The 24,029-nt window shown below is 64.4% G+C and carries 24 protein-coding genes; 18 read left to right on the top strand and 6 right to left on the bottom strand.

Annotation, left to right across the window (positions count from 1 at the left end; genetic code table 11):
• Positions 1-4: 4 nt before the first annotated feature.
• The 4 genes from moeA to QFZ94_RS17450 form a co-directional block, all read right to left on the bottom strand.
• A complete protein-coding gene (gene moeA, locus QFZ94_RS17435) occupies positions 5-1,321 on the bottom strand; it encodes a molybdopterin molybdotransferase MoeA (RefSeq protein ID WP_429458440.1) in 1,317 nt (438 codons plus the stop codon).
• A 61-nt stretch (positions 1,322-1,382) separates the two neighbouring features.
• The gene (gene mobA / locus QFZ94_RS17440; protein ID WP_429458442.1) at positions 1,383-2,009 is read right to left on the bottom strand and encodes a molybdenum cofactor guanylyltransferase MobA; all 627 of its coding nucleotides are present in this window, start codon (positions 2,007-2,009) and stop codon (positions 1,383-1,385) included.
• Between the two features lie 11 nt (positions 2,010-2,020).
• Positions 2,021-3,130 carry a GTP 3',8-cyclase MoaA gene (gene moaA / locus QFZ94_RS17445; RefSeq protein WP_429458444.1) on the bottom strand — a complete coding sequence of 370 codons (1,110 nt, stop codon included), beginning with the start codon at positions 3,128-3,130 and terminating at the stop codon, positions 2,021-2,023.
• 191 nt (positions 3,131-3,321) lie between these two features.
• The gene (locus QFZ94_RS17450) at positions 3,322-6,540 is read right to left on the bottom strand and encodes an Rne/Rng family ribonuclease (protein WP_429458446.1); all 3,219 of its coding nucleotides are present in this window, start codon (positions 6,538-6,540) and stop codon (positions 3,322-3,324) included.
• A 740-nt stretch (positions 6,541-7,280) separates the two neighbouring features.
• Here QFZ94_RS17450 and QFZ94_RS17455 point away from each other — a divergent pair.
• Genes QFZ94_RS17455 through QFZ94_RS17470 form a run of 4 tightly spaced genes read left to right on the top strand, consistent with a single transcriptional unit; the run spans position 7,281 to position 10,425 of the window.
• Positions 7,281-8,330, top strand: coding sequence for an RluA family pseudouridine synthase (locus tag QFZ94_RS17455; protein WP_429458448.1), 1,050 nt, complete (start codon positions 7,281-7,283; stop codon positions 8,328-8,330).
• Positions 8,323-8,982 (top strand): HAD-IA family hydrolase, encoded by a 660-nt coding sequence (locus QFZ94_RS17460; protein ID WP_176105449.1) that lies wholly within the window; start codon positions 8,323-8,325, stop codon positions 8,980-8,982. Before QFZ94_RS17455 ends, QFZ94_RS17460 begins: the two co-directional genes overlap by 8 nt.
• Entirely contained in the window at positions 8,979-9,395 is a 417-nt protein-coding gene (locus QFZ94_RS17465) for a Rieske (2Fe-2S) protein (protein WP_429458450.1), read from the top strand. The genes QFZ94_RS17460 and QFZ94_RS17465 overlap by 4 nt, the downstream gene beginning before the upstream one ends.
• Before the next feature lie 28 nt (positions 9,396-9,423).
• Entirely contained in the window at positions 9,424-10,425 is a 1,002-nt protein-coding gene (locus tag QFZ94_RS17470; protein WP_410849570.1) for a S49 family peptidase, read from the top strand.
• 110 nt (positions 10,426-10,535) lie between these two features.
• Here the strand turns inward: QFZ94_RS17470 and QFZ94_RS17475 are convergent, their stop codons facing one another.
• The gene (locus QFZ94_RS17475) at positions 10,536-11,255 is read right to left on the bottom strand and encodes an SAM-dependent methyltransferase (RefSeq protein WP_429458452.1); all 720 of its coding nucleotides are present in this window, start codon (positions 11,253-11,255) and stop codon (positions 10,536-10,538) included.
• The gene (locus QFZ94_RS17480; RefSeq protein ID WP_429458454.1) at positions 11,255-11,869 is read right to left on the bottom strand and encodes a Maf-like protein; all 615 of its coding nucleotides are present in this window, start codon (positions 11,867-11,869) and stop codon (positions 11,255-11,257) included. Before QFZ94_RS17480 ends, QFZ94_RS17475 begins: the two co-directional genes overlap by 1 nt.
• A gap of 300 nt (positions 11,870-12,169) precedes the next feature.
• On the opposite strand from QFZ94_RS17480, the gene QFZ94_RS17485 reads away from it, so the two are divergent.
• The 14 genes from QFZ94_RS17485 to QFZ94_RS17550 all read left to right on the top strand — a co-directional run bounded on the left by QFZ94_RS17485 (position 12,170) and on the right by QFZ94_RS17550 (position 23,943).
• Positions 12,170-12,826, top strand: a complete 657-nt coding sequence (locus tag QFZ94_RS17485) for a DUF177 domain-containing protein (protein ID WP_429458456.1) — start codon at positions 12,170-12,172, stop codon at positions 12,824-12,826.
• 102 nt (positions 12,827-12,928) lie between these two features.
• Complete coding sequence (gene rpmF / locus QFZ94_RS17490; RefSeq protein ID WP_006401275.1) at positions 12,929-13,108, top strand: 50S ribosomal protein L32; 180 nt, start codon at positions 12,929-12,931, stop codon at positions 13,106-13,108.
• Between the two features lie 123 nt (positions 13,109-13,231).
• On the top strand, positions 13,232-14,338 hold the full coding sequence (gene plsX, locus QFZ94_RS17495; protein ID WP_013090058.1) for a phosphate acyltransferase PlsX: 1,107 nt from the start codon (positions 13,232-13,234) through the stop codon (positions 14,336-14,338).
• Positions 14,338-15,327, top strand: coding sequence for a beta-ketoacyl-ACP synthase III (locus QFZ94_RS17500; protein WP_429458458.1), 990 nt, complete (start codon positions 14,338-14,340; stop codon positions 15,325-15,327). Before plsX ends, QFZ94_RS17500 begins: the two co-directional genes overlap by 1 nt.
• 118 nt (positions 15,328-15,445) lie before the next feature.
• A complete protein-coding gene (gene fabD, locus QFZ94_RS17505) occupies positions 15,446-16,381 on the top strand; it encodes an ACP S-malonyltransferase (RefSeq protein WP_429458460.1) in 936 nt (311 codons plus the stop codon).
• A gap of 114 nt (positions 16,382-16,495) precedes the next feature.
• On the top strand, positions 16,496-17,245 hold the full coding sequence (gene fabG / locus QFZ94_RS17510; protein WP_368585205.1) for a 3-oxoacyl-ACP reductase FabG: 750 nt from the start codon (positions 16,496-16,498) through the stop codon (positions 17,243-17,245).
• A gap of 152 nt (positions 17,246-17,397) precedes the next feature.
• Complete coding sequence (acpP, locus tag QFZ94_RS17515) at positions 17,398-17,637, top strand: acyl carrier protein (protein ID WP_004197638.1); 240 nt, start codon at positions 17,398-17,400, stop codon at positions 17,635-17,637.
• 256 nt (positions 17,638-17,893) lie between these two features.
• Complete coding sequence (gene fabF / locus QFZ94_RS17520; RefSeq protein ID WP_429458462.1) at positions 17,894-19,132, top strand: beta-ketoacyl-ACP synthase II; 1,239 nt, start codon at positions 17,894-17,896, stop codon at positions 19,130-19,132.
• A 140-nt stretch (positions 19,133-19,272) separates the two neighbouring features.
• The gene (locus QFZ94_RS17525; RefSeq protein ID WP_429458464.1) at positions 19,273-19,665 is read left to right on the top strand and encodes a hypothetical protein; all 393 of its coding nucleotides are present in this window, start codon (positions 19,273-19,275) and stop codon (positions 19,663-19,665) included.
• 101 nt (positions 19,666-19,766) lie between these two features.
• Positions 19,767-20,366, top strand: a complete 600-nt coding sequence (gene rpoE / locus QFZ94_RS17530; RefSeq protein ID WP_006051939.1) for an RNA polymerase sigma factor RpoE — start codon at positions 19,767-19,769, stop codon at positions 20,364-20,366.
• 93 nt (positions 20,367-20,459) lie between these two features.
• A complete protein-coding gene (locus QFZ94_RS17535; RefSeq protein ID WP_429458466.1) occupies positions 20,460-21,074 on the top strand; it encodes a sigma-E factor negative regulatory protein in 615 nt (204 codons plus the stop codon).
• 4 nt (positions 21,075-21,078) lie between these two features.
• Positions 21,079-22,119 carry a MucB/RseB C-terminal domain-containing protein gene (locus tag QFZ94_RS17540; protein ID WP_429458468.1) on the top strand — a complete coding sequence of 347 codons (1,041 nt, stop codon included), beginning with the start codon at positions 21,079-21,081 and terminating at the stop codon, positions 22,117-22,119.
• A gap of 37 nt (positions 22,120-22,156) precedes the next feature.
• Positions 22,157-23,674, top strand: coding sequence for a DegQ family serine endoprotease (locus tag QFZ94_RS17545; protein WP_429458470.1), 1,518 nt, complete (start codon positions 22,157-22,159; stop codon positions 23,672-23,674).
• Positions 23,671-23,943: a glutaredoxin family protein gene (locus QFZ94_RS17550; protein ID WP_429458472.1), complete on the top strand. Its 273-nt coding sequence runs from the start codon at positions 23,671-23,673 to the stop codon at positions 23,941-23,943. The genes QFZ94_RS17545 and QFZ94_RS17550 overlap by 4 nt, the downstream gene beginning before the upstream one ends.
• Positions 23,944-24,029 lie beyond the last annotated feature (86 nt).

Here is a 24,029-nt window from a genome sequence, read left to right on the forward strand (position 1 = left end):
AACGTCAGATGAGACCGTCGAACAGCATGATCGACACGCGATCGCCGACGTCGATTTCGCCCTCGTCGTGGCCGAGCACGATGAAGCAGTTCGCTTCGCTCATCGAACTCAGCACGCCGGAGCTTTGCGAACCGGTCGGGCTCACGTGCCAGTGTCCGTGCGCGTCCTGTTCGGCGATGCCGCGCTGGAATTCGGTGCGGCCCGCGCGCTTGTTCACCGCCACGCGGCTCGTCGCGTGAATCACCGGCAATGGCCGTGGCGTCGCGCCGGCCGTCAGCAGCAGCGCTTCGCGCACGATCTGATAGAACGTCACCATCACGGCGACCGGATTGCCGGGCAGGCCGAAGAATAACGCAGGTTTGCCGAGCCCTGGCTGGGCGCCGGACCACAGGCGGCCGAACGCGAGCGGCCGGCCGGGGCGCATCGCGAGACTCCAGAAGGCGACGTCGCCGAAAGTCTGCAGCAGTTGCTTCGTGAAGTCCGCTTCGCCGACCGACACGCCGCCCGAAGTCAGCACCACGTCGGCATTGGCCGCGGCACTGCGCAGCGCGGCTTCGAGCGCGGCCGGCTCGTCACGCACGACGCCGAGATCGAGCGCGTCGACGTTCAGGCGCCGCAGCATTGCAAACAGCGTGTAGCGGTTGCTGTCGTAGACCGAGCCGGCGTCGAGCGGCTCGCCAAGCGAGCGCAGCTCGTCGCCGGTCGAAAAGAACGCAACCCGCAGACGCCGCCGCACGCTGACTTCGCCGATGCCGAGCGACGCGAGCAGGCCGAGGTCCGACGCGCGCACGATGCGCCCGGCATGCAGCGCGACGTGGCCGCGCGCGAGATCTTCGCCGGCGCGACGGCGGTTCGCGCCCGCCGCGACCGCGCTGGCCGCGAAGCGGATCGAAGGGGAATCTGCGCTGTCGCGCTCGACCCGCTCTTGCGGCACGACGGTGTCGCAGCCGGCGGGTATGCAGGCGCCCGTCATCACGCGCACGCACTGGTTCGCCGCGACGCGGCCCGTGAACGGATGGCCCGCGAGCGCCTTGCCGGCGACGGTCAGCTCGACGCTGTCCGCGCCGCCTCGCATACCGGCCGTGAGCGCCGCGTGATTAAACGCGTAACCGTCCATCGCGGAGTTGTCGTGCGCGGGCACGTCGATCGGCGACACGATGTCGGCGGCGAGCACGCGCTCGAGCGCATCGCGCAACGCCACGCGCTCGACGGCCGCCACGGGCGTCGCCCACTGCCGGACGATCGCCTGAGCGGCCGGGACGGGTAGCGCATGAGGATCGTACTGCGCGACGCAGCGTGAAAAGTCGTTGAGCGTGGTCATGAATGGCTGGGCGTCGCGACCGGAGACGGGCGCGGCTATTGCCGTGCGGCCGGAGCGGATGTCAGCCGGGGCCTCGATTACGTTCGAGGTCGGCGAGTTCTTGTAACGAGTTGGCATTGTAGAACGCGCGCTCGTCGGCAAAGACGACTTCGACCGTCTTGTGGCGCGCGTACCACGCGCGGACCTTGCGTTCCCCTGCGGCCAGACAGGCGGCCAGGTCGTCCGCGACGGCGGTGCGCATCAACGCGAACACTGGGTGCAGCGAAGTTTCGCCATGAGTGTCGACGGTGGTGACGGTCGCGATATCGGCGTGGTTCGCGTCGAGCGCATCAGCGAGGCGCACGGCGAGGTCGGCCGGCAGCCACGGCGAATCGCAGGGCGCGCTCAGCAGGTAGGCCGTGCCGGCGGCACGCAGTCCGGCGAGCATGCCGGCGAGCGGGCCGGGAAAGTCGGGCAGCGGATCAGCGACGACCGTCGCGCGATACGGCGCGCCGAGCGCGGCATAGATGTCGGGATGGCGGTTCGCGCTGATCATCAGCGGGCCGGTCTGCGGCGCGAGGCGTCGTAGCACGTGAGCGGCGAGCGCTTCACCGTGCAGCGGCTGCAGCCCCTTGTCGACGCCGCCCATGCGCGTGCCGCGCCCGCCCGCAAGCACGAGGCCGGTGATCTGTTCGCGGGGGATGGACATGCGCCGGCCGCTCAGCCGCCGATGTAGGACATTTCGACGCGACGCCCGGCCGGCTCGCTCGAATCGGCCGGCTGGCTGCCGCGCAGCTGCGAGTAGCGGTCACTGCGGCCCTGCCAGATTTCGGCGATCGCGGTGGCGATCTCGGCATCGCTCGCACCGCCGCGCAACAGCGCGCGCAGGTCATGCCCGCCCGATGCGAACAGGCAAAGGTACAGCTTGCCCTCGGTCGACAAACGCGCGCGCGTGCAATTGCCGCAGAACGCGCGGGTGACGCTCGAAATGACGCCGATCTCGCCGCCGCCGTCGGCATAACCCCAGCGTTGCGCGGTTTCGGCGGCGCTGTGCGCTTCGAGCGGAACGAGCGGGAAATGCTCGGCGATGCGCGTGACGACGTCGGCGGAAGGCAGCACTTCGGTCATGTTCCAGCCGTTCGAGGTGCCGACGTCCATGTACTCGATGAAGCGCAGCACCGCGCCCGTGCCTCTGAAATGACGCGCCATCGGGACGATTTCGCCGTCGTTGGTGCCGCGTTTGACGACCATGTTCACCTTGATCGGGGCGAGCCCGACCGCCTGAGCGGCGGCGATGCCGTCGAGCACGTCGGCGACCGCGAAGTCCGCGTCGTTCATGCGGCGAAACAGTGCGTCGTCGAGCGCGTCGAGGCTGACGGTCACGCGCGTGAGGCCGGCGTCTTTCAGGCTGCGCGCCTTGCGCGCGAGCAGCGAGCCGTTGGTGGTCAGCGTGAGATCGAGCGGGCGGCCGGCAGGGGTGCTCAAGCGGGCGAGCCGGTCGATCAGGAACTCGAGGTTCTTGCGCAGCAGCGGTTCGCCGCCCGTCAGGCGAATCTTCTCGACGCCATGCGCGACGAATTGCTGCGCGAGCCGCTCGATCTCCTCGAAACTCAGCAGCGCGCTGTGCGGCAGGAACGCATAGTCCTTGTCGAACACCGCGCGCGGCATGCAGTAGACGCAGCGGAAGTTGCAGCGGTCCGTCACCGAGATGCGCAGGTCGTGCAGCGGACGCGCGAGCGCATCGTGCAGCGCGCCGCTAGGCGCCTGCACTGGGCCGGTGATGACCGGCGCCGCGCTGAGATCGGCAACAGGGATGATGCGTCGTGGCATGGAGTGCTTCGTCAGAGGCTTGAACGGATCGCGGATGATTAATTCTATCGGAAATGCCCGTGATGGCAGGCGGACGGCGCGCGTTGTCGGGGTATACGGGGAGCGACGTGGCGCGCCTTGCGGCCAGGACAAAACGTCCCAAAAAAAAGCCCGCCGGGAAGGGCGGGCTTTTTCACGTACAACGACGCGGCTTACTGCGGATGCTTGATCGTCTCGACCTGTTGCATCGGAGTGTTGTCGACCGGCGGCAGCGCTTTGCGCTCGCGGACGACGCGCGGCGGCTTGACCGTCTGCGCCGCCGCTTCCTGCGCGGCACGCAGTTTGTCGGCGTCGGTGTTCACCCAGATCAGGCCAGCTTGCTCGAGGATCGGCTGCAATGCATCGGCCGATGCGGCGGCGGGCGCTGCGCTGCGCACGGGCGCCGGCTGCGGGGCCGCAGCGACGTGCGCCGGTTCGGCCACGGCCGGTTCCGGTGCGACGACCGGTTGCGGCTCGACGATCTCGGCCTGCGGTGCCGGCACGGCTGCCGGTGCCTCGACGATCGTGGCCGGAGCCGCGGTGTCGAGCGCAGCCGGGGCGGCTTGCGGTTCGCTCGGGACGGCCGGTTGCGCTTCCAGCGCCGGCTCGACTGCCGGCGATTCGGCATGTGCGGCAGGTTCGACCGGGGCAACCGGCGCGACCGGTTCGCTCGCGGCCGGCGCGGCTTGCTCTGCTTGCGCCGGCGTTTCGATAGCCGGTTGCGCCGCCACCGGAGCCTGCTCGACCGGCACGACCTTTTCGGTCTTCGCGGCATTTTCCGCGGCGAGAGCCGGCGTTTCGGCTGCCGCATGCAGTTCGGTGACGACGGCGCTTTGCGTTGCGACAGCGGCGACCACCACTTCGACCGGGGTCACGTCCTTCGCTTCACTGGCCGCAGGCGTGTGCTCGACAGGCTGCTCGATACGCACCGGCGCTTCGTCGCTGGCGGCAACGTTGTCACCTTCCGCTTCCGCGACGTCCGCCGCGAGGTTGCCATTCACGTCCTCTTCACGCTCGCGACGACCACCACGACGGCCGCGACGGCGACGACGACGCTCTTCACCGTCACGCGCGACCGCTTCCTGGTCGACCGGCACGCCGTTTTCACCGGCTGCGGCGCGGTTGCGCGCGAGTTCGTCGGCGGCTTGCGTGTCGGTTTGGGTTAGCGCCGCGGCGGCTTCCGCCTGCGGCTTGCGACGCTCGCCACGCTCGACGCGTTCAGCGCGTTCACCACGCTCGCGGCGCTCACCGCGTTCCTGACGTTCGGCGCGTGCCGTGCCTTCGACGGCTTCCACGCGCTCGGCGCCGCGGGTGTCGCGTTCGCGTGCTTCACGCGGCTCGCGAGTCTCACGCGGTTCGCGGCCTTCACGAGCCTCACGCGGTTCGCGTTGCTCACGCGGCGCGCGCGGCTCACGGCCCTCGCGTGCCTCGCGGCCTTCCCGTTCCTCGCGACGCTGCGACGGCTGCTGACCTTGCGCCTGACGGCCGCCGGTGACGCCTTCGCCACGCGCTGCCGCGTCGCGGCCCCCTGCGCCGCCACGGCGATTGCGGTTGCGATCGCCGCCGCGCTCGCCCGTGCGCTCACCGCGCTCGGTGCGTTCGCCGCGTTGCGGACGGCCCTGCTTGTCGGCCGTGGCCGGCGCGGCAGGTGCCGGAGCAGCCGGCTGCATGCCGAACAGATTCTTCAGCCAGCCAATGAAGCCGCCGCTGGCCGGTGTCACCGCGACCGGAGCGGGGGTGGCCGCCGGGCGGACCGGTGCGCTCGGAGCCGGCTTCTCGGGCGTGATGCCCTTGACCGCCGCTTCCTGCTTCGGCTTCACTTCCTCGGTGCGCTTGCTGTAGCCGGTTTCCGATTCGAGCTCGCGGGCCGCTTCTTCGGCCATCTTCCACGATGCGCGCGGATCGTCGAGGCGCGCGTCGTCGTGACGCAGACGCTCGAGTTTGTAGTGCGGCGTGTCGAGGTGCTTGTTCGGGATCAGCACGACGTTGACCTTGAAACGCGACTCGATCTTGTTGATTTCGGCGCGCTTCTCGTTCAACAGAAAGGCGGTCACTTCGACCGGCACCTGGCAGTGGATCGCGGCGGTGTTTTCCTTCATCGCTTCTTCCTGAATGATCCGCAGCACTTGCAGCGCGGACGATTCGGTATCGCGGATGTGACCCGTGCCGTTACAACGCGGACACGTGACGTGGCTGCCTTCCGAGAGCGCCGGGCGCAGACGCTGGCGCGACAGCTCCATCAGGCCGAAGCGCGAGATCTTGCCCATCTGGACGCGGGCGCGGTCATGCTTCAGCGCGTCTTTCAGTCGCTGCTCGACTTCGCGCTGGCTCTTGGCCGATTCCATGTCGATGAAGTCGATCACGATCAGGCCGCCCAGGTCGCGCAGACGCAGCTGGCGGGCGACTTCGTCGGCGGCTTCGAGGTTCGTGCGCGCGGCGGTTTCCTCGATGTCGGCGCCCTTGGTAGCGCGCGCCGAGTTCACGTCGATTGCGACGAGCGCTTCGGTGTGGTCGATCACGATCGCGCCGCCCGACGGCAGCGGCACCGTGCGCGAGTACGCGGTCTCGATCTGGTGCTCGATCTGGAAACGCGAGAACAGCGGCACGTCGTCGTGGTAGCGCTTCACCTTGCCGACGTTGTCCGGCATCACGATGTCCATGAAGGCGCGCGCCTGGTCATGGATTTCGGTCGTGTCGATCAGGATTTCGCCGATATCGGGCTGGAAGTAGTCGCGAATCGCGCGGATCACGAGGCTCGATTCCAGATAGATCAGCATCGGCTGGCCGGCCGTGCCGCTTTGCGACGCGGCTTCGATCGCGCGCCACAGCTGCATCAGGTAGTTCAGGTCCCACTGCAGCTCTTCGGCGCTGCGGCCGATACCAGCCGTGCGCGCGATGATGCTCATGCCTTCCGGCAGTTGCAGCTGCGCCATGGTTTCGCGCAGTTCCTGACGGTCGTCGCCTTCGATCCGGCGCGACACGCCGCCGCCACGCGGGTTATTCGGCATCAGCACCAGATAGCGGCCGGCGAGCGAGATGAACGTGGTCAGGGCTGCGCCCTTGTTGCCGCGTTCTTCCTTTTCGACCTGGACGATCAGTTCCTGACCTTCCTTCAGCGCGTCCTGGATGCGTGCGGAACGCATGTCGACGCCTTCGCGGAAGTACTGGCGGGCGACTTCCTTGAACGGCAGGAAGCCGTGGCGGTCTTCGCCGTAGTTGACGAAGCAGGCCTCGAGCGACGGCTCGATGCGCGTGATGATGCCCTTGTAAATATTGCCTTTGCGCTGTTCGCGCCCGGCGGTTTCGATGTCAATGTCGATGAGTTTTTGCCCATCGACGATGGCGACGCGCAGTTCTTCCTGCTGCGTCGCATTGAACAACATTCGTTTCATTGAACGGCTCCAGAGCGGCCTCGCCGGCCCGGCTGCGCGGTTGTCAGTCGCGAGAGCGTAAAGGGCAGGCGTGCCGCGTCTTATTGTGTTTTCACAAGCACGCTGGAGCGGGAAAGATGGCGGGAGAATTGCCTGAGAGGGCCCGGCCCGATTAAAAGATGGGCACGGTGCCGCAGGGCACATGCGAACACGGCTTCAAATCATGGCCTGACACGCCGCGTTTAGCCAGCAGACCTTCATAAGTCTTCGTCCTGTGAAGCCGGCGCGCCAACTAGGCGCACGAGCGGAGGGCCGAAGTCCGCGGTCATGCCGCAACGGGAAGTTCGCGCAGGCGGCGCGTCTTTTCCTGCTGGGGGTGTCTCGCCTTTCTTTTGACGTCGCCATGTCTTGTACTTTCTACAAGACGCCTCGGGCGCACGCCGTATTTTCGCGACTTGCAGCTTCGTCCAGCAGGGCGTCATACCACCCGGATCACGAAGCTGGAAGCTAAATTCTTTTTTACCAAAATTCCGTTACCGTCGAAGCCGACCTTGGCCGAACGCGCCTGCGGGCGCCGTCCCTGCCGGGGGCTGACTTCGTGCGTGCAACTTGTTGCATCTCATTTTCAGGGCGAGCAACCAGACCCCGGCGCAAGTAAAATAACGGTTTATCGCTTGCGCTCGCCGCAATCCACTCGCATTCCGTACGCTGTGCGGACACTGCGCCGGCCGTCGCGGACTGCTGGGCAAATTATATTCAGAATGAAAGAGTTAGGCAAAACATCCCAGAGATCGGTTGCAGGCGCGGTCGAAGGCTCGGTTTCAGGCGACCAGGTTTCGCTGATCGAAATCGACGACCGATCGGCTGGTCAGCGCATCGATAATTTCCTGCTGCGCGTCTGCAAGGGCGTGCCGAAAAGCCATATTTACCGCATCCTGCGTAGCGGCGAAGTGCGCGTCAACAAGGGCCGGATCGATGCGCAATACCGGCTCGAACTGGGCGATCTGGTGCGTGTGCCGCCGATCCGCATCGCCCAGCCGAATCAGGCCGTAGCCCAGGTGCCCGTGCCCGCGGCGGGCTTTCGCATTCTGTTCGAAGACGAGCATTTGCTGGTGATCGATAAGCCAGCCGGCGTCGCGGTCCACGGCGGCAGCGGAGTTGCGTTCGGCGTGATCGAGCAGATGCGCGAGGCCCGGCCCCAGGCGAAGTTTCTCGAACTCGTGCACCGGCTGGATCGCGAGACCTCGGGCATCCTGATGCTTGCGAAGAAGCGCGCGGCGCTCGTCAATCTGCACGAGCAGATCCGCGACAACCGGATGGACAAGCGCTACTACGCTTGCGTGCACGGCGAATGGGCAAGCGACTGGGGGCGCCGTCGAGCGGTGAAGGAGCCGCTGCACAAGTACCTGACCGCCGACGGCGAGCGCCGCGTGCGCGTGCAGGCCGATGGGCTCGCGTCGCACACGATCTTCAATCTGGTCGACCGCTGGCCGGAATACGCGCTGTTGGAGGCAGAACTAAAGACGGGGCGCACGCACCAGATTCGCGTGCATTTGCAGCATCTGGCACTACCGATCGTCGGCGACGCCAAATACGGTGATTTCGCGCTTAACAAGGCTCTTTCCCGCGCGAACGCGAAGCCCGGGATCAAGCGTATGTTTCTGCACGCTTACCGGCTCAAGCTCACGCATCCGGCCACCGGCGCGCCGTTGCAAATCGAGGCGCCGCTGCCGGCCGACTGCCGCGGCTTTATAGAACAACTCAACGAACTACGCACTGGGTCCAACCCGGAGACGACCTTGCATGGCTAGAGAGCAATTTGACCTGATCGTGTTTGACTGGGATGGCACGCTGATGGATTCGACCGCGCATATCACGCGCAGCATCCAGGCAGCGTGTCGCGATCTCGGCCTGCCGGTACCCGCCGACGAAGCCGCGAGCTATGTGATCGGCCTGGGCCTGCGCGACGCACTGCAGATCGCCGCGCCGACGCTCGATCCGGCCGACTATTCGCGGCTTTCTGAGCGTTACCGCTTTCATTTTCTGGTAAAGGATCAGACCACCGAGCTATTCCCCGGCGTGCGCGAGATGCTCCAGGAGTTGCGCGATGTCGGCTATCTGCTCGCGGTCGCGACCGGCAAGAGTCGCGTCGGGCTCAATCGCGCGCTCGATCAGGCACGTCTGACGAGCCTGTTCGACGGCACGCGTTGCGCCGACGAAACCTTCTCGAAGCCCCATCCGGCAATGCTGCACGAGCTTACCCGTGAGTTGGGGCAGGATACGGCGCGCACGGTCATGATCGGCGATACGACGCACGACTTGCAGATGGCGCTCAACGCCGGCGTGGCGGGCATCGGCGTGACTTACGGCGCGCATCCGGCGAATTCGCTGAATGCGATGTCGCCGAAGTTCGTTGCTTCGAGCATCAGCGATTTGTCCAGCTGGCTGCGGGAGAACGCATGAGCGCCGGCGGCGTGAATGCTGCGACGGCCGCGGCTGCGCAGGCGGTGCGCATTTGCGCGGCCGAGGAGCTGATCGACGGGGGCGAGGGCATCCGGCGCGACGCGCGGCTCGGCGGGCAGGATGCCGTGGTGTTTTTCGTCCGCTATGATGGCCGCGCCTACGGCTATCTGAACCGCTGCGCTCACGTGCCGGTGGAACTCGACTGGCAGGAAGGGCAGTTCTTCGAATCGTCCGGCTTATACTTGATGTGCGCGACACATGGCGCGATTTACGTGCCGGATACCGGCAAATGCGTCGGTGGTCCATGTCGTGGAGGCAGATTGCGTGCCCTGCAGGTCGAGGAACGCGATACGCCTGAGGGCCGTGCGGTATTCTGGTTGCCTGACGACGAATTGCTGCCCGTCACGCGCTGATTTCCTCTCCAATTTATCCACTGTCCGCATGTCCGACAATTTGACCCCCGGAAAGGACCCTGCCTCAGGAGACCGCTCGGGTGCGCCCGCCGACCGGCCCGGCTGGGAGCGTGCCGCTCTCGAGCGCATCGCGCTCGCCGCGATCAATGAGCAACGCGCCGCGCGGCGCTGGCGGATTTTTTTCCGCTTCCTGTTCCTCGGAGTCCTCGCACTGGTAGTGTGGGGTGTGCTGAGTTTTTCGGGCGAGCGGGTCGCCACTACCGGCCGGCATACGGCGATGGTGTCGCTTGACGGTGAGATCTCGACGGATACGAACGCGAACGCAGAAGATATCAACACTGCCCTCGATTCCGCATTCGAAGATTCCAATACCGCGGGGGTGATTCTCTATTGCAATAGCCCGGGCGGCAGTCCGGTCCAGGCGGGCATTATCAACAGCGAAGTTCGGCGTTTGCGCGGGAAATATCCGTCTATTCCGCTGTATGTCGTAGTTGGGGATATGTGCGCGTCCGGCGGTTACTACGCGGCCGCGGCCGCGGAGAAGATTTATGTCGACAAGGCGAGCATCGTCGGTTCGATCGGCGTTTTGATGGACAGCTTCGGTTTCACTGGTCTGATGGACAAGCTGGGGATTCAGCGCCGGCTGCACACCTCGGGAGAGAACAAAGGGTTTTTTGATCCGTTCTCGCCTGAGACGCCGAAGATGGACGAACATGCGCAGGTTTTGCTCGATCAGATCCACGCGCAGTTCATCGACGCGGTGCGTCAGGGGCGCGGCAAGCGGCTGCATGAGACACCGGACATGTTCTCGGGTCTGTTTTGGACGGGGCAGAAGAGCGTCGAATTGGGCCTCGCGGACGGTTTGGGCAATGCGGATTACGTTGCGCGAGAGATCTTCAAGGCACCGGATATCGTCGATTACACGGTAAAGGAGAGCATCACGGATCGCGTTGCGCGCAAATTCGGCGCCGCGGTCGGCGCCGGCGCGGTTCGGGCGATGGCGCTCGGCGCGAAAATGAACCTGCGTTGAACCCGCAGTAAGGAAAGAAGCCCGCGGGTCGGCTTGGCCGATCGCGCGGGCTTTGTCTTGCGTGCAGGCTTCGGGGCGGCCTGCTGTTCGCCGCCCGGCCGGGGCCGCGCTCAGGCCGCCAGAATCAGAAAAATCGCCGGCCGCTTATGGAGTTCGATCTCCGGCTTCTTTTTCCAGTCCGCAACGCTCCGGCTTGCGATGACTTCGCTCGGCAGCGTCAGATCGGCGGCCACGCACACGAGCGTCGACGGCGCGCAGGTCGTGAGCAACGTATCGAGCAACGCGCGATTCCGGTACGGCGTTTCGATGAAGATCTGCGTTTGCTTGCTCTTGCGCGACTGCTGCTCGAGATCGCGCAGACGTTTGGCGCGCTCGGCCGCGTCGACGGGCAGGTATCCGTGAAACGCGAAGCTTTGGCCGTTCAGCCCCGACGCCATAAGCGCGAGCAGGATCGAACTCGGCCCGACCAGCGGCACGACCTTCACGCCGCGCTCGTGCGCGCGTCGCACAAGTAGCGCGCCCGGGTCCGCGACTGCCGGGCAGCCAGCCTCGGAGACGAGGCCAGCGTCGGTGCCCGAGAGCAGCGGCGCGAGCAGCTTGTCGATTTCCCCAGCCGGCGTATTGACGTTCAGTTCGCGAATCTCGATCTCCTGAATCGGCCGTTCGGTGCCGACTTTTTTCAGGAACGCGCGCGTGGTTTTCGCGTTTTCGCCAATGTAATAGTGAAGCGACGCCGCACGGGCGCGCACGGGCGCGGGCAGTACCAGCTCCAGTGCGCTTGCGTCGCCTTCGCCGAGCGTGTTCGGAATCAGATAGAGCGTACCGGTCATCATGCACCCAGAAGCGGATAGTTGGCCGCGAGCAGCATGTGCGATAACGCGATAAGCGGCAGGCCGACGAGCGCGGTCGGGTCGTCGGAATGGATCGCCTCCAGCAGCGCGATGCCGAGTCCTTCGGATTTGGCGCTGCCGGCCACGTCGTAGGGTGTTTCGGCGCGCAGATAGGCGTCGAGCGCCGCGTCCGGCAGGTCGCGAAAGCGGACGCGGGTGATCACGTCGACGGTCTGCGCGCTGTTCGTCGCGCTGTCGAACAGACATAGTGCGCTATGGAACAGCACCTCGCGACCACGCATCGCCTGCAATTGCGCAAGCGCCCTGTCATGCGTGCTGGGTTTGCCGATCTGCAGGCCGTCGTAGGTGGCGACCTGGTCGGAGCCGATCACGAGAGCGGGTTCGGTGGTGGCGAGGCCTCGGGCGACCGCGCGGGCTTTGGATTCGGCGAGGCGCAGCGCAGTGGTTTCGGGCGTTTCGCCGGCGAGAGGGGTTTCGTCGATCGCGGGTACGATGATGTCGAACGGCACGCGCAGGCGTTCGAGCAACTCGCGGCGATACTGCGAACTCGACGCCAGAATCAGGCGTGGCGGGCGTTTGGGGGAATCTGACATGGTTTGCGGGCAACGGAAGAGGCGGGTCGTACGGGGTCGCGCGAGGCTCGTGTGCGTACGGGCTTAAGTGTTTGACTCGAAAAGACAAAACGGATATGATTTTGGGCTTTTCACGGTATGCTTACGCTTGAAGGGTCTTGCGCGTTCGCCAATTTTTCGGCAGCCGGAAGGTCGAAGAAAGCTCGGCGAGGTTGAACGCAACGGCCACTGGCTGCCTCGCACACCGGATTATCTTCGCGGCGGATCTGATCGTCCTCCGCGAATCACCCCGGCAACTTGCTTGCCGACGCAGGAGCGCACATGACTCAACATCCTGGCAAACCTGCAGGTCTGTCCGACCCGCATGAACTCGATCTGTTCGAATTTGCGCGGAGTGGGCGTCAGGCCGCGGGTGTCGTGCGCGTCTCGCAACTGCCGCGCATGTTAAACGAAGTCCCGGCGGAAGCGCCAGACCGCGACACCGCGTTCACATGGCAGGCCGAAGGGACGACGCAGCCGGAATTGCAGGACGACGGCACCGAAGGTCCCCAGCCTTATCTGCGGCTGGCGATTCATGGTGCCGCGTGGCTCGAATGCCAGCGGTGCTTGACGCCGTATTCGCAGTCGTTCAACGTCGATGCAACTTACCGGATCGTCAGTACGGAGGCGGAAGCCGAAGAGTTTCCGCTCGACGAGGATGAAGTCGAGGTGATCGTGGGCTCGCGCCAGTTCGATCTCATCGACTTGATCGAAGAAGAGTTGCTGCTTTCCTTGCCGCTCGTGCCCAAACACGAGGTCTGTCCTGAAGTGCACGAGAGCCTTGTTTCGGGCGCGGACGGCAGTGAAGGGGAGGGTGACGAAGCCGCGCAGCACGAAGCTGGCGATGTCGGCGAGCCGGATCAATCCAGCGAGCGGCCCAATCCGTTCGCGGCGCTTGAGAGTTTGAAACGCGACGAACCGGGCGGCAAGAAGCACTGAATAGTTGCAGGGGGCGCGATGCTGGCGCATTGGCCATTCGGCCAGTGGTTAAGTCCGTATCGGGCTGTGTTAGAATTCGGAAAATTTTTTGGAGTTTTAGTCATGGCAGTTCAACAAAACAAGAAGTCGCCGTCGAAGCGCGGCATGCACCGTTCGCACGATTTCCTGACGGCAGCGCCGCTGGCCGTCGAGCCGAGCACGGGCGAAGTGCATCTGCGTCACCACATTAGCCCGAACGGCTACTATCGCGGCAAGAAAGTAGTCAAGACGAAGAACGACTAATCGTCGACTGCGATGCGCCCTGTGGCGTTTCGCGTAGCGATCGGCTCGCTTGACATTTTCCCGGTTCGGCAAAAAGGCGGCATTCAACTGCCGCTTTTTTGTGTCTGAAATTCGTCGCACTCCATGACAGTAAAGCTCACGATAGATTGCATGGGAGGCGACCACGGCCCGTCCGTGACCGTTCCCGCTGCCGTCAACTTCGTTCGTTCGCATCCCGATGCGCAGTTGCTGCTCGTCGGCATTGAAAGTGCGATTCGTGCGCAGCTGAAGAAGCTCAAGGCTCAGGATCTGCCGGCGCTGACCGTCGTGCCTGCTACCGAGGTCGTCGCGATGGACGATCCGGTCGAGGTCGCGCTGCGCAAGAAAAAAGATTCGTCGATGCGCGTGGCGCTGAATCGCGTCAAGGAAGGCGAGGCGCAAGCCTGCATTTCCGCCGGTAACACCGGCGCACTGATGGCCGTCTCGCGTTATGTGCTGAAAACGCTGTCGGGCATCGAACGCCCGGCCATCGCGTTCGCCCTGCCCAATCCCACCGGCTATACGATGATGCTGGACCTGGGCGCCAACGTCGACTGCGAGCCGCAGCACCTGCTGCAGTTCGCCGAGATGGGGCACGCGCTCGTGTCCGCGCTCGAAGGAAAAGAACGGCCCACCATCGGCCTGCTCAACATCGGCGAAGAAGTCATCAAGGGCAACGACATCATCAAGCGCGCCGGCGAACTGCTGCGTGCGAGTACACTGAACTTTCATGGCAATGTCGAAGGCGACGACATCTACAAGGGCACCGTCGACGTAATCGTCTGCGATGGCTTTGTCGGCAATGTCGCGCTGAAGACGTCGGAAGGTCTCGCGCAGATGCTGTCCAACATCATCAAGGAAGAGTTTGGCCGTTCGTGGTTGACCAAGGTGATGGCGGTGCTCGCGCTGCCGGTATTGATGCGCTTCAAGAAACGCGTTGACCATCGGCAATACAACGGCGCTGCGCTGCTCGGCTTGCGCGGTCTCGTGATCAAAAGCCACGGTTCCGCCGATGCCTACGCGTTTGAGTGGGCTATCAAACGCGGGTATGATGCCGTCAAAAACGGCGTGCTGGAGCGCCTTGCGCGAGCGATGGAAGAGAACGCAGGTTCTCTCGAACAGGCGGCGCGCGACGCAAGCGGTGCGGGTCACGCAAGCCCGATCGCAGGCCAGCCGGCCGAGCCCTACGCTGCGCAATCCTCGAAGGCATAATGGCTCAATCCACAATCTACTCCCGCGTGCTGGGCACCGGCAGCTGTCTGCCGCCCAACCGCGTCACCAATCAGGATCTGGCTGAGCGTCTTGCCAGGCAAGGTGTCGAAACGAGCGACGAATGGATCGTCGCGCGCACGGGCATCCATGCGCGTCACTTCGCCGATCCGGACGTCACGACCAGCGACCTAGCGTTGATCGCCTCGCAGCGCGCGATCGAAGCGGCGGACATCGATCCGCAGTCCATCGACCTGATCGTCGTCGCCACCTCCACACCCGACTTCGTGTTCCCGAGCACCGCCTGTCTGCTGCAGAACAAGCTCGGCATCAAGAATCAGGGCGCCGCGTTCGACGTGCAGGCGGTCTGCTCTGGCTTCGCTTACGCGGTCGCGACGGTCGACAGCCTGATTCGCACTGGCCAGCATCGCACGGCCCTCGTGGTCGGCGCGGAAACCTTCTCGCGCATTCTCGATTTCAACGACCGCACCACCTGCGTGCTGTTCGGTGACGGCGCCGGCGCTGTGATCCTGCAGGCCTCCGACGAACCTGGCGTGCTCTCGAGCGCGCTGCACGCGGACGGCAACCATTCGAACATTCTGTGCACGCCGGGCAACGTCAACGGCGGCGTGGTCGCCGGCAGCGCGTTCCTGCACATGGACGGTCAGGCGGTGTTCAAGCTCGCCGTCAACGTGCTCGAGAAGGTCGCAATCGAAGCATTGGAAAAAGCCGATCTGAAGCCCGAGCAGATCGACTGGCTGATTCCGCATCAGGCCAATATCCGCATCATGCAAAGCACCTGCCGCAAGCTCGGCCTGCCGCAGGAGCGCATGGTCGTCACGGTGGGCGAGCACGGCAATACGTCGGCGGCGTCCATTCCGCTTGCACTCGATGTCGCGGTGCGCGACGGCCGCATCAAGCGTGGCCAGAACGTGCTGATCGAAGGCGTCGGCGGCGGCTTCACGTGGGGCGCCTCGGTCATTCGCTACTGAGCGCGACGGCGTAGCGCAGGGCGTCGCTGGCGGCGCCCGCGCGGCCGGAGTAATACCGCGCGCCATCTGGCAGCCGCGGCCGGCCGCCACATCCGATTAAACAGATTTTGGGGACGATATGAAATTCGCGTTCGTTTTTCCTGGGCAGGGCTCGCAGGCGGTCGGCATGCTCAACGCATTCGCCGATCACGCAGTCGTGCGTGAGACGGTTCAGGAAGCCTCCGACGCACTCAACCAGGACCTCGGCAAGCTGATCGCCGAAGGCCCCGCCGAAGATCTCAATCTCACCACCAACACCCAGCCGGTCATGCTGACTGCGGCCTACGCGACCTATCGCGCGTGGCAGCAGGCGGGCGGCCCGGCGCCGGCGATCGTCGCCGGCCATAGCCTCGGCGAATACACGGCGCTCGTCGCGGCCGGCGCGCTAGCGTTTCGCGACGCGGTGCCGCTCGTGCGTTTTCGCGCGCAGGCGATGCAAACCGCGGTGCCGGTGGGCGAAGGGGGTATGGCCGCGATTCTCGGCCTGGACGACGACACGGTGCGCGCGGTCTGCGCGGAAGCGTCGGTGGCGGGCGTCGTCGAAGCGGTCAATTTCAATGCGCCGGCGCAAGTCGTGATCGCGGGCCACAAAGCCGCAGTCGAGAAAGCCTGCGAAGTCGCGAAGGCGAAGGGTGCGAAGCGCGCGCTGCCGCTGCCGGTGTCGGCGCCGTTCCACTCGTCGCTGCTGAAGCCAGCGTCGGATCAATTGCGCGAATACCTCGCGAGCATCGACGTGCAGGTGCCGTCGATTCCCGTCATCAACAACGTCGACGTCGCCGTGGTCAACGAGCCGGCCAAAATCAAGGACGCGCTGGTGCGTCAGGCGGCTGGTGCCGTGCGCTGGGTCGAATGCGTGCAGGCAATGGCCGCGCAGGGCGTCACGCACGTGATCGAATGCGGCCCGGGCAAGGTCCTTGCGGGTTTGACCAAGCGCATCGACGGCAATCTGGTCGGCGCGTCTGTGTTCGATCCGGCATCGCTGGAAGAAACGCTGAAGCTCGTGACGGCAGGCTGAGCGCGCTTTCACGAGCGGATATCGGCAAAGCAGGACCGCGCTGGCGCAGCATCCCTCGACAGACGAATCAACAAGAATCAATGAGCCCTATTTGAAGGGCATCCGGACTGACAGATGGAAAAGACTCTCGACAAGCAGATCGCAATCGTGACGGGCGCATCGCGCGGCATCGGCCGTGCGATCGCGATGGAACTCGCGCGTCAGGGCGCGACGGTCATCGGCACCGCGACCAGCGAAAGCGGCGCGACTGCGATCACCGAGGCGTTCAAAGCGGCCGGGGTGAACGGCCGCGGCGCGGTGCTCGACGTCAACGACGCGGCGGCGGCCGAAGCGCTGATCGACGGCACGGTCAAGGAATTCGGCGCGCTGAACGTGCTGGTGAACAACGCCGGCATTACGCAGGATCAACTGGCGATGCGCATGAAGGACGACGACTGGGACGCGGTGATCGACACCAACCTGAAGTCGGTGTTCCGTCTGTCGCGCGCGGTGCTGCGCCCGATGATGAAAGCAAAGGGCGGCCGGATCATCAACATCACGTCGGTGGTCGGCTCGGCCGGCAACCCTGGCCAGATCAACTACGCGGCCGCGAAGGCGGGCGTCGCGGGCATGACGCGTGCACTCGCGCGCGAGATCGGCAGCCGTGGAATCACGGTCAATTGCGTGGCGCCTGGCTTCATCGATACCGACATGACCAAGGCGCTGCCCGAAGAGCAGCAGACCGTGCTCAAAACGCAGATTCCGCTCGGCCGTCTCGGCAGCCCGGAAGACATCGCGCACGCGGTCGCGTTCCTCGCGTCGCCGCAAGCGGGCTACATCACCGGCACGACGCTGCACGTGAACGGCGGCATGTACATGCAGTAACCAAATTCAGTTACTATCCGCGCCTTGATGCGTTTGCAAGAAGCACGAGGCGCATGCGTTGACAGGAACCCGAAGCGCCGCTTTTTTGCCGGGTCAAACCTGATAAAATGCGCGCACCTGTATTTTTGAACTTCTTTTCCCTTGGAGGGGTAATGGACAATATCGAACAGCGCGTCAAGAAGATCGTCGCGGAACAACTGGGCGTTGCGGAAGCGGAAATCAAGAACGAAGCGTCGTTCGTGAACGATCTCGGCGCCGACTCGCTCGACACCGTTGAGCTCGTGATGGCCCTCGAAGACGAATTCGGCATGGAAATTCCGGATGAAGAAGCCGAGAAGATCACCACCGTTCAGCAAGCGATCGACTACGCTCGCGCGAACGTCAAGGCCTAAGGTCATTCGCGCCTGCGTTTCTGCACGGGCCGCGCATGACGCCCTGCCGTGCCGCTTGCCGGCGCCCGCAGGGTCGGCGCTATGGGGCGTGTCCATCGACACACCATACGCCGCGCCGTTTGCCACGCAGGAGCCAGCGATGTTGACAGCGCAACTTTCCGCGCGATTGCCGACTTAAACAGCCACAGGGCACACAGGGCAATTCCTGTGGCCGCTGTGGCTTTTGCTTTTTGTCATCTATGAATAAGGGGTTACCGTGAGCCGCCGTCGTGTTGTTGTTACAGGCCTGGGGCTGATTTCGCCTGTTGGCAATAATGTTGCCGATGGCTGGGCCAATCTGGTCGCCGGCAAGTCTGGGATTGCCAATATCACGAAGTTTGATGCGTCGAACTTCTCGACTCGTTTCGCCGGCGAGGTGAAGGGCTTCAATATCGAGGACTACATCCCCGGCAAGGAAGCGCGCCACATGGATACGTTCATCCACTACGGCGTGGCCGCGGGCATCCAGGCGATGCAGGACAGCGGGCTCGAAGTCACCGACGAGAATTCGGAGCGCATCGGCGTAGTGGTCGGTTCGGGCATCGGCGGTCTGCCGATGATCGAAATCACCCAAACCGAATTGCTCAATCGCGGCCCGCGTCGCATTTCGCCGTTCTTCGTGCCGGCTTCGATCATCAACATGATCTCCGGCCACCTGTCGATCAAGTTCGGCATCAAGGGTCCGAATCTGTCGATCGTCACCGCGTGCACGACCGGTCTGCACTGCATCGGCGAGGCTTCGCGCCTGATCGAATACGGCGACGCCGACGTGATGATCGCCGGCGGCGCGGAATCGACCGTATCGCCGCTCGGTATCGGCGGCTTCGCGGCGGCGCGCGCGCTGTCGCAACGCAATGATGATCCGGCGACCGCGAGCCGTCCGTGGGACAAAGACCGCGACGGCTTCGTGCTGGGCGAAGGCGCGGGCGTGATGGTGCTCGAAGAATACGAGCACGCAAAGGCGCGCGGCGCGAAGATCTACGCGGAAATCGGCGGCTACGGCATGAGCGGCGATGCGTATCACATGACCGCGCCGCTCGAAGACGGCGACGGCGCACGTCGTTGCATGCTCGCCGCGCTGAAGAACGCGGGCATCAACGGCGATCAGGTGAACTACCTGAACGCGCACGGCACATCCACGCCGCTCGGCGATCTGGCGGAAACGACCGGCATCAAGCGGGCGTTCGGCGACCACGCGAAGGACATGGTCGTAAATTCGACCAAGTCGATGACGGGTCACCTGCTGGGCGGCGCCGGCGGTCTGGAGTCGGTGTTCACGGTGCTCGCCGTGCATCACCAGGTCTCGCCTCCGACCATCAACATCTTCAACCAGGACCCGGCCTGCGATCTGGATTACTGCGCGAACACCGCGCGGGACATGAAGATCGACGTCGCGCTGAAGAACTCGTTCGGGTTCGGCGGCACGAACGGCACGCTGGTGATCAAGCGCGCCTGATCGCCTGGTCACGGGTGCCGCATCAGTTCACGACGCCGGCTTCGCCGGCGCTTTCCACCGCACCGGCAACGTTGAGCACGACGACGCAGCGGATTGCGTTGCGTCGCTCTGTCGGAATGCGTGCCGCGGCGGGGGCGTTCATGCTGATTGCGACGTTAGCCGTTTATACCTGCCTCGCACCACGGTTGGGCGGGTGGCCGGCCGCGGCGTTGACGCTCGCCGTCGCAGCGGTCCTTGCACTGTGCGCGGCGAGGCATGACGCGGCGCAGCCCGCCGCGCTGCATTTCGCGATGGGTGAGATTGCCGCCTGGAACCGCGCAGGTGAATTGCTCGCGCGAGGTCGCATCGTCGGTTGCGCGCAGTGGAGCAGCCGTTTGCTGGTGCTCGCGCTCGCGCCCGAGGGCGGTCGGAGGCGTGCCCTCATGCGTGTGCCGCCGGGCCGTACGCGCTCCCTGATAATCGCCGCCGACGCGCTGCCGCCCACTGTTTTCCGCGAACTTTCCGTGCTGGGCCGGCGTGCGGCCGGCGCCTGACTGTAACGACTGTAACCGCTGTTACCGTAGTAACGTGCCCTCACGAGGGGGACGCTACAATGGTCCCCCGCCATGCGCCCTATAGTTAACGGACTTATCAGGTGAGCGAAAAAGAAATTGATCAGGTGCTGGTCGAACGCGTCCAGAAGGGCGACAAGGCCGCGTTCGAGCTTCTGGTCTCCAAATACCACCGCAAGATTCTCCGGCTGATCTCGCGTCTCGTGCGGGACCCCGCCGAAGTCGAAGACGTCGCGCAGGACGCATTTATCAAGGCCTATCGCGCGTTGCCGCAGTTTCGCGGCGAGTCGGCGTTTTATACGTGGTTGTACCGGATTGCGGTCAATACCGCGAAGAACTACCTTGCCACCCAGGGCCGGCGCGCGCCGACCTCGACCGAAGCGGATGCTGAAGAAGCTGAAACTTTCTCCGACGCTGACCAACTAAGGGATATCAACACGCCTGAGTCGATGTTGATGAGCAAGCAGATCGCAGAGACGGTCAATGCTGCGATGGCGGTTTTACCGGAAGAATTGCGCACCGCCATTACTCTTCGAGAAATTGAGGGTTTGAGCTACGAGGAAATCGCTGAGATGATGGGTTGCCCAATTGGCACAGTCAGATCACGAATTTTCCGCGCTCGCGAAGCCATTGCGGCAAAATTGCGACCGTTGCTTGACACACCCGAGGGCAAGCGCTGGTAGACGTCTCTGAGCGTCCAGCTGGCTTGGCGGGGCAGCGGTGCAATATCTGGATTAGTGGTGTCACTACGGGGTATTTGGAAGATGGGGAGCATCATGGGGTCGGTCTCGATGCAATCGCAAGCGGGCTCGCGCGGCGAGCGTCTGTCCGCTTTCGTCGACGGTGAATTGTTCGGCGAAGAGCATCTGAATCTGGACAAATTTCTTGCGGAACTGGACGGCGATGATCGCGCCGCCTGGTCGAGCTACCACCTGATCGGCGACGCGCTACGTTCCGACGATCTGGCAGTCAGCCCGGCGCGGAGCAGCGCCTTTCTGAGCGGTTTTGCCGCGCGCCTCGAAAGCGAGCCGCATGTGCTGGCGCCAGCCGCCGCGTCCGCGTCGGTCACCCGCCGCCTGCTCGGGCTGCGCCGGCGGGTCGTGCCGGCTTTTGCCGTCGCTGCCGCGGCCGCTACATTGACCTGGATCGTCGTGCCGCAGCTGCAGGGCGTGCCGGGTGGGTCAGGTGCCCAGCTCGCTTCGCTCCAGTCGCACGGCGACCCGGTGCAGCGTGTCGCCATGGCCTCGGTGCCCGCGCAAGACTCCAACATCATTCGCGACGCGAGCCTCGATCAATACCTCGAAGCTCATCAGCAATTCGCGCAGCAACCGGCGATGGCAGGCTCGATGCCGGTAATTCGCGCTGCCTCAGTCTCCACGCAGGGCCAATAGTTTGATGCAGACTCCGCGGTTCAATAAAACGACTATCTGGGGGCGGTTGCCAGCATTTCTGTTCTGTGCAGCTGTGTTGTTGTCCGCTACACCGCGGGTCTTCGCTCAAGACGATCCGGTCGTTGCCCGTCGCACGGCCGCGGAACTGCTCGACCGCATTCATCAGGCCGCCCAGCAGCAGAACTACGAGGGCGCCTTCGTCTATCAGCGCGGCAATTTCGTGCAGACGTCGCGTATCGCGCATTACTCCACGCATACGGACGGCGAATTCGAGCAGCTCGAAAGCCTCGACGGTAAGCCGCGCAAAATGCTCCGCCACAACGACGACATGTACACGTTCCTGCCGGAACGGCGTATCGTGGTCTTCGAAAAGCGGCAGAACAAAGATTCGTTCCCCGCGCTGCTGTCCGTGAACGGCGAGCAGGTTCTGTCCGTCTACGAGCCGAAGATGCTGGGCGATGACCGCGTCGCGGGCGTCGACAGTCTCGTGATGGAACTCGATCCGAAAGACGCCTACCGGTTCGCGTACAAGCTGTGGGCCGACAAGAAGACCGGTCTGCTGCTGCGCGCGCAGACGCTCGACCCGAGCGGCCAGGTGCTCGAGCAACTGTCGTTTTCGCAGGTCCGCATCGGCGTGCCGGTCGACAAGGCGGGCATCGTCAACGGCATCCGCAATCTCACGGGCTGGACGGTCGTGCGTCCGCCAGTCGAGCCGGTCGACATGGCCGCGCAGGGTTGGCAAATCAATCCGTCGGTGCGGGGCTTCCATATCATCCGTCAGTTGCGCCGTCCGATGGCGTCGCGCGAGGCAGGGCAGCCGCCGATCCCCGTCGACCAGGCCGTGTTTTCCGACGGCCTCGCGGCGATTTCGGTTTTCGTCGAGCCGGTCGAGAACAACACGCGCAAAGAGGGCACGGGCGATAGCGGCGCGACGCACGTCCTGGTCAAGCGTCAGGGTGACTTCTGGATTACCCTGCTTGGTGAGGTGCCCCAAACCACATTGCAGCAATTCGCGTCTGCCATAGAATACAAAGCTCCGAAGTAACCCTTCCGAATCCTGAAATCCCTCGGCTTGCTACGATATGACGACTTTCTCGGTGCGCAAATTCCTCGCGGCCGTAGTGGTGGCGGCGTGTTTGCCGCTTGTGCCGCATATGGCATCGGCGGCTCCCGCTGCCAATCTGCCCGACTTCACTGACCTCGTCGACAAGGTCGGCCCGGCGGTCGTCAACATTCGCACGACAACGCGCGTGTCGAACGGTAGTTCCCGCGGCGGCCTGCCGCCGGGTATGGACGACGGCGATATGTCGGAGTTCTTCCGGCGCTTCTTCGGGATTCCATTGCCGCAGTCTCCCCAATCACCGCGCGGTGGTGATAACGGCGGTGGTGGAGGGGGGGGCGGCAGCGGCGGCAGCCCGGATTCACAGGACAACACCGACCCCGAACAGAACAGCGGGGTGGGCTCGGGCTTCATCCTGTCGGCGGACGGCTACGTGATGACCAACGCGCACGTCGTCGACGACGCGGACACGATCTACGTGACGCTGACCGACAAGCGCGAATTCAAGGCGAAGCTGATCGGGGTCGACGACCGAACCGACGTCGCGGTCGTGAAGATCAACGCGTCGAATCTGCCGACCATCACGATCGGCGATTCGAACAAGGTGCGCGTCGGCGAATGGGTCGTCGCGATCGGATCGCCGTTCGGTCTCGAAAACACGGTGACGGCCGGTATTGTCAGCGCGAAGGGACGCGACACCGGCGACTACCTGCCGTTCATCCAGACCGACGTGGCCGTCAATCCGGGCAACTCGGGCGGCCCGCTGATCAACATGCAGGGCGAAGTGATCGGCATCAATTCGCAGATTTATAGCCGCACCGGCGGTTTCATGGGCATTTCGTTCGCGATTCCGATCGACGAAGCGATGCGCGTGGCCGATCAGCTGAAGAGTTCGGGCAAGGTGGTGCGCGGCCGCATCGCGGTGGCGATCGGTGAGGTGACGAAGGACGTCGCCGATTCGCTCGGTTTGCCGAAGGCGCAGGGCGCGCTCGTCAGCAGCGTCGAACCGGGCGGCCCGGCCGACAAGGCCGGCGTGCAGCCGGGCGACATCATCCTGAAGTTCAACGGTCATTCGGTCGACACCGCGACGGACCTGCCGCGTATGGTCGGCGATACGAAGCCGGGCACGAAGACGTCGATCTCGATTTGGCGCAAGGGTCAGACGCGCGAACTGCCGATCACGATCGCAGAAATGCAGCAGGATAAGGTCGCGAAAGCGGACCAGAAGAAGCCGCAGGCGCCGAAGCAGCGCGCGACCAACGCGCTTGGCATCGCGGTGAGCGATATTCCCGCCGACCAGCAGAAAACGCTGAAGATTCAGAACGGGGTGCAGATCGACGCTGTCGACGGTCCGGCAGCCCGTGTCGGGCTCCAAAAGGGCGACATCATCCTGCGGGTTGGCGACACCGATGTGACGAGCGCGAAACAGTTCGACGAACTGACCTCACACCTCGATTCGCAGAAGATGGTCGCGTTGCTGGTTCGTCGCGGCGACAACACGCAGTTTGTGCCGGTCCGTCCGCGCGGCGCGCAGAAATGACGAAGACGGCATCGCTCACGCTGTATGGGCGCGCGTGGTGCCATCTGTGCGAGGACATGCGCGCCGCGCTCGAGCCGTTGCTGGCCGAGTCCGGGGCGCAAGTCGCGGTGATCGACGTCGACAGCGATCCGTTGCTCGAAGCGCGTTACAACGAGTTGGTGCCGGTGCTGGTATGCGATGGCGTCGAGTTGTGCCACTACCATCTCGACGAAGCGCGAGTGCGCGCAGCATTGGCGGCGCATGCGTCGCGTGTTGCGGCGGCATCCTGATTTACATCCGCGCGGCATGTGATTCGCGCGATACATGCACATGTTTGCGGCGACTCGCTTCGATGCGCCCGGTAAATTTCTCGCCT

It is taken from the genome of Paraburkholderia sp. JPY465, from assembly GCF_050436725.1.
GTDB classification, from domain to species: domain Bacteria; phylum Pseudomonadota; class Gammaproteobacteria; order Burkholderiales; family Burkholderiaceae; genus Paraburkholderia; species Paraburkholderia youngii.

Coding starts and splice junctions, on each gene's coding strand:
- QFZ94_RS17475 (WP_429458452.1), bottom strand. CDS start 11,255: ATGACCGGTACGCTCTATCTGATTCCGAACACGCTCGGCGAAGGCGAC.
- QFZ94_RS17465 (WP_429458450.1), top strand. CDS start 8,979: ATGAGCGCCGGCGGCGTGAATGCTGCGACGGCCGCGGCTGCGCAGGCG.
- QFZ94_RS17535 (WP_429458466.1), top strand. CDS start 20,460: ATGGGGTCGGTCTCGATGCAATCGCAAGCGGGCTCGCGCGGCGAGCGT.
- fabD (WP_429458460.1), top strand. CDS start 15,446: ATGAAATTCGCGTTCGTTTTTCCTGGGCAGGGCTCGCAGGCGGTCGGC.
- QFZ94_RS17485 (WP_429458456.1), top strand. CDS start 12,170: ATGACTCAACATCCTGGCAAACCTGCAGGTCTGTCCGACCCGCATGAA.
- QFZ94_RS17450 (WP_429458446.1), bottom strand. CDS start 6,540: ATGAAACGAATGTTGTTCAATGCGACGCAGCAGGAAGAACTGCGCGTC.
- plsX (WP_013090058.1), top strand. CDS start 13,232: ATGACAGTAAAGCTCACGATAGATTGCATGGGAGGCGACCACGGCCCG.
- moaA (WP_429458444.1), bottom strand. CDS start 3,130: ATGCCACGACGCATCATCCCTGTTGCCGATCTCAGCGCGGCGCCGGTC.
- acpP (WP_004197638.1), top strand. CDS start 17,398: ATGGACAATATCGAACAGCGCGTCAAGAAGATCGTCGCGGAACAACTG.
- QFZ94_RS17455 (WP_429458448.1), top strand. CDS start 7,281: ATGAAAGAGTTAGGCAAAACATCCCAGAGATCGGTTGCAGGCGCGGTC.
- QFZ94_RS17500 (WP_429458458.1), top strand. CDS start 14,338: ATGGCTCAATCCACAATCTACTCCCGCGTGCTGGGCACCGGCAGCTGT.
- QFZ94_RS17540 (WP_429458468.1), top strand. CDS start 21,079: ATGCAGACTCCGCGGTTCAATAAAACGACTATCTGGGGGCGGTTGCCA.
- QFZ94_RS17525 (WP_429458464.1), top strand. CDS start 19,273: ATGCTGATTGCGACGTTAGCCGTTTATACCTGCCTCGCACCACGGTTG.
- QFZ94_RS17545 (WP_429458470.1), top strand. CDS start 22,157: ATGACGACTTTCTCGGTGCGCAAATTCCTCGCGGCCGTAGTGGTGGCG.
- QFZ94_RS17470 (WP_410849570.1), top strand. CDS start 9,424: ATGTCCGACAATTTGACCCCCGGAAAGGACCCTGCCTCAGGAGACCGC.
- moeA (WP_429458440.1), bottom strand. CDS start 1,321: ATGACCACGCTCAACGACTTTTCACGCTGCGTCGCGCAGTACGATCCT.
- mobA (WP_429458442.1), bottom strand. CDS start 2,009: ATGTCCATCCCCCGCGAACAGATCACCGGCCTCGTGCTTGCGGGCGGG.
- fabG (WP_368585205.1), top strand. CDS start 16,496: ATGGAAAAGACTCTCGACAAGCAGATCGCAATCGTGACGGGCGCATCG.
- QFZ94_RS17460 (WP_176105449.1), top strand. CDS start 8,323: ATGGCTAGAGAGCAATTTGACCTGATCGTGTTTGACTGGGATGGCACG.
- QFZ94_RS17480 (WP_429458454.1), bottom strand. CDS start 11,869: ATGTCAGATTCCCCCAAACGCCCGCCACGCCTGATTCTGGCGTCGAGT.
- QFZ94_RS17550 (WP_429458472.1), top strand. CDS start 23,671: ATGACGAAGACGGCATCGCTCACGCTGTATGGGCGCGCGTGGTGCCAT.
- rpmF (WP_006401275.1), top strand. CDS start 12,929: ATGGCAGTTCAACAAAACAAGAAGTCGCCGTCGAAGCGCGGCATGCAC.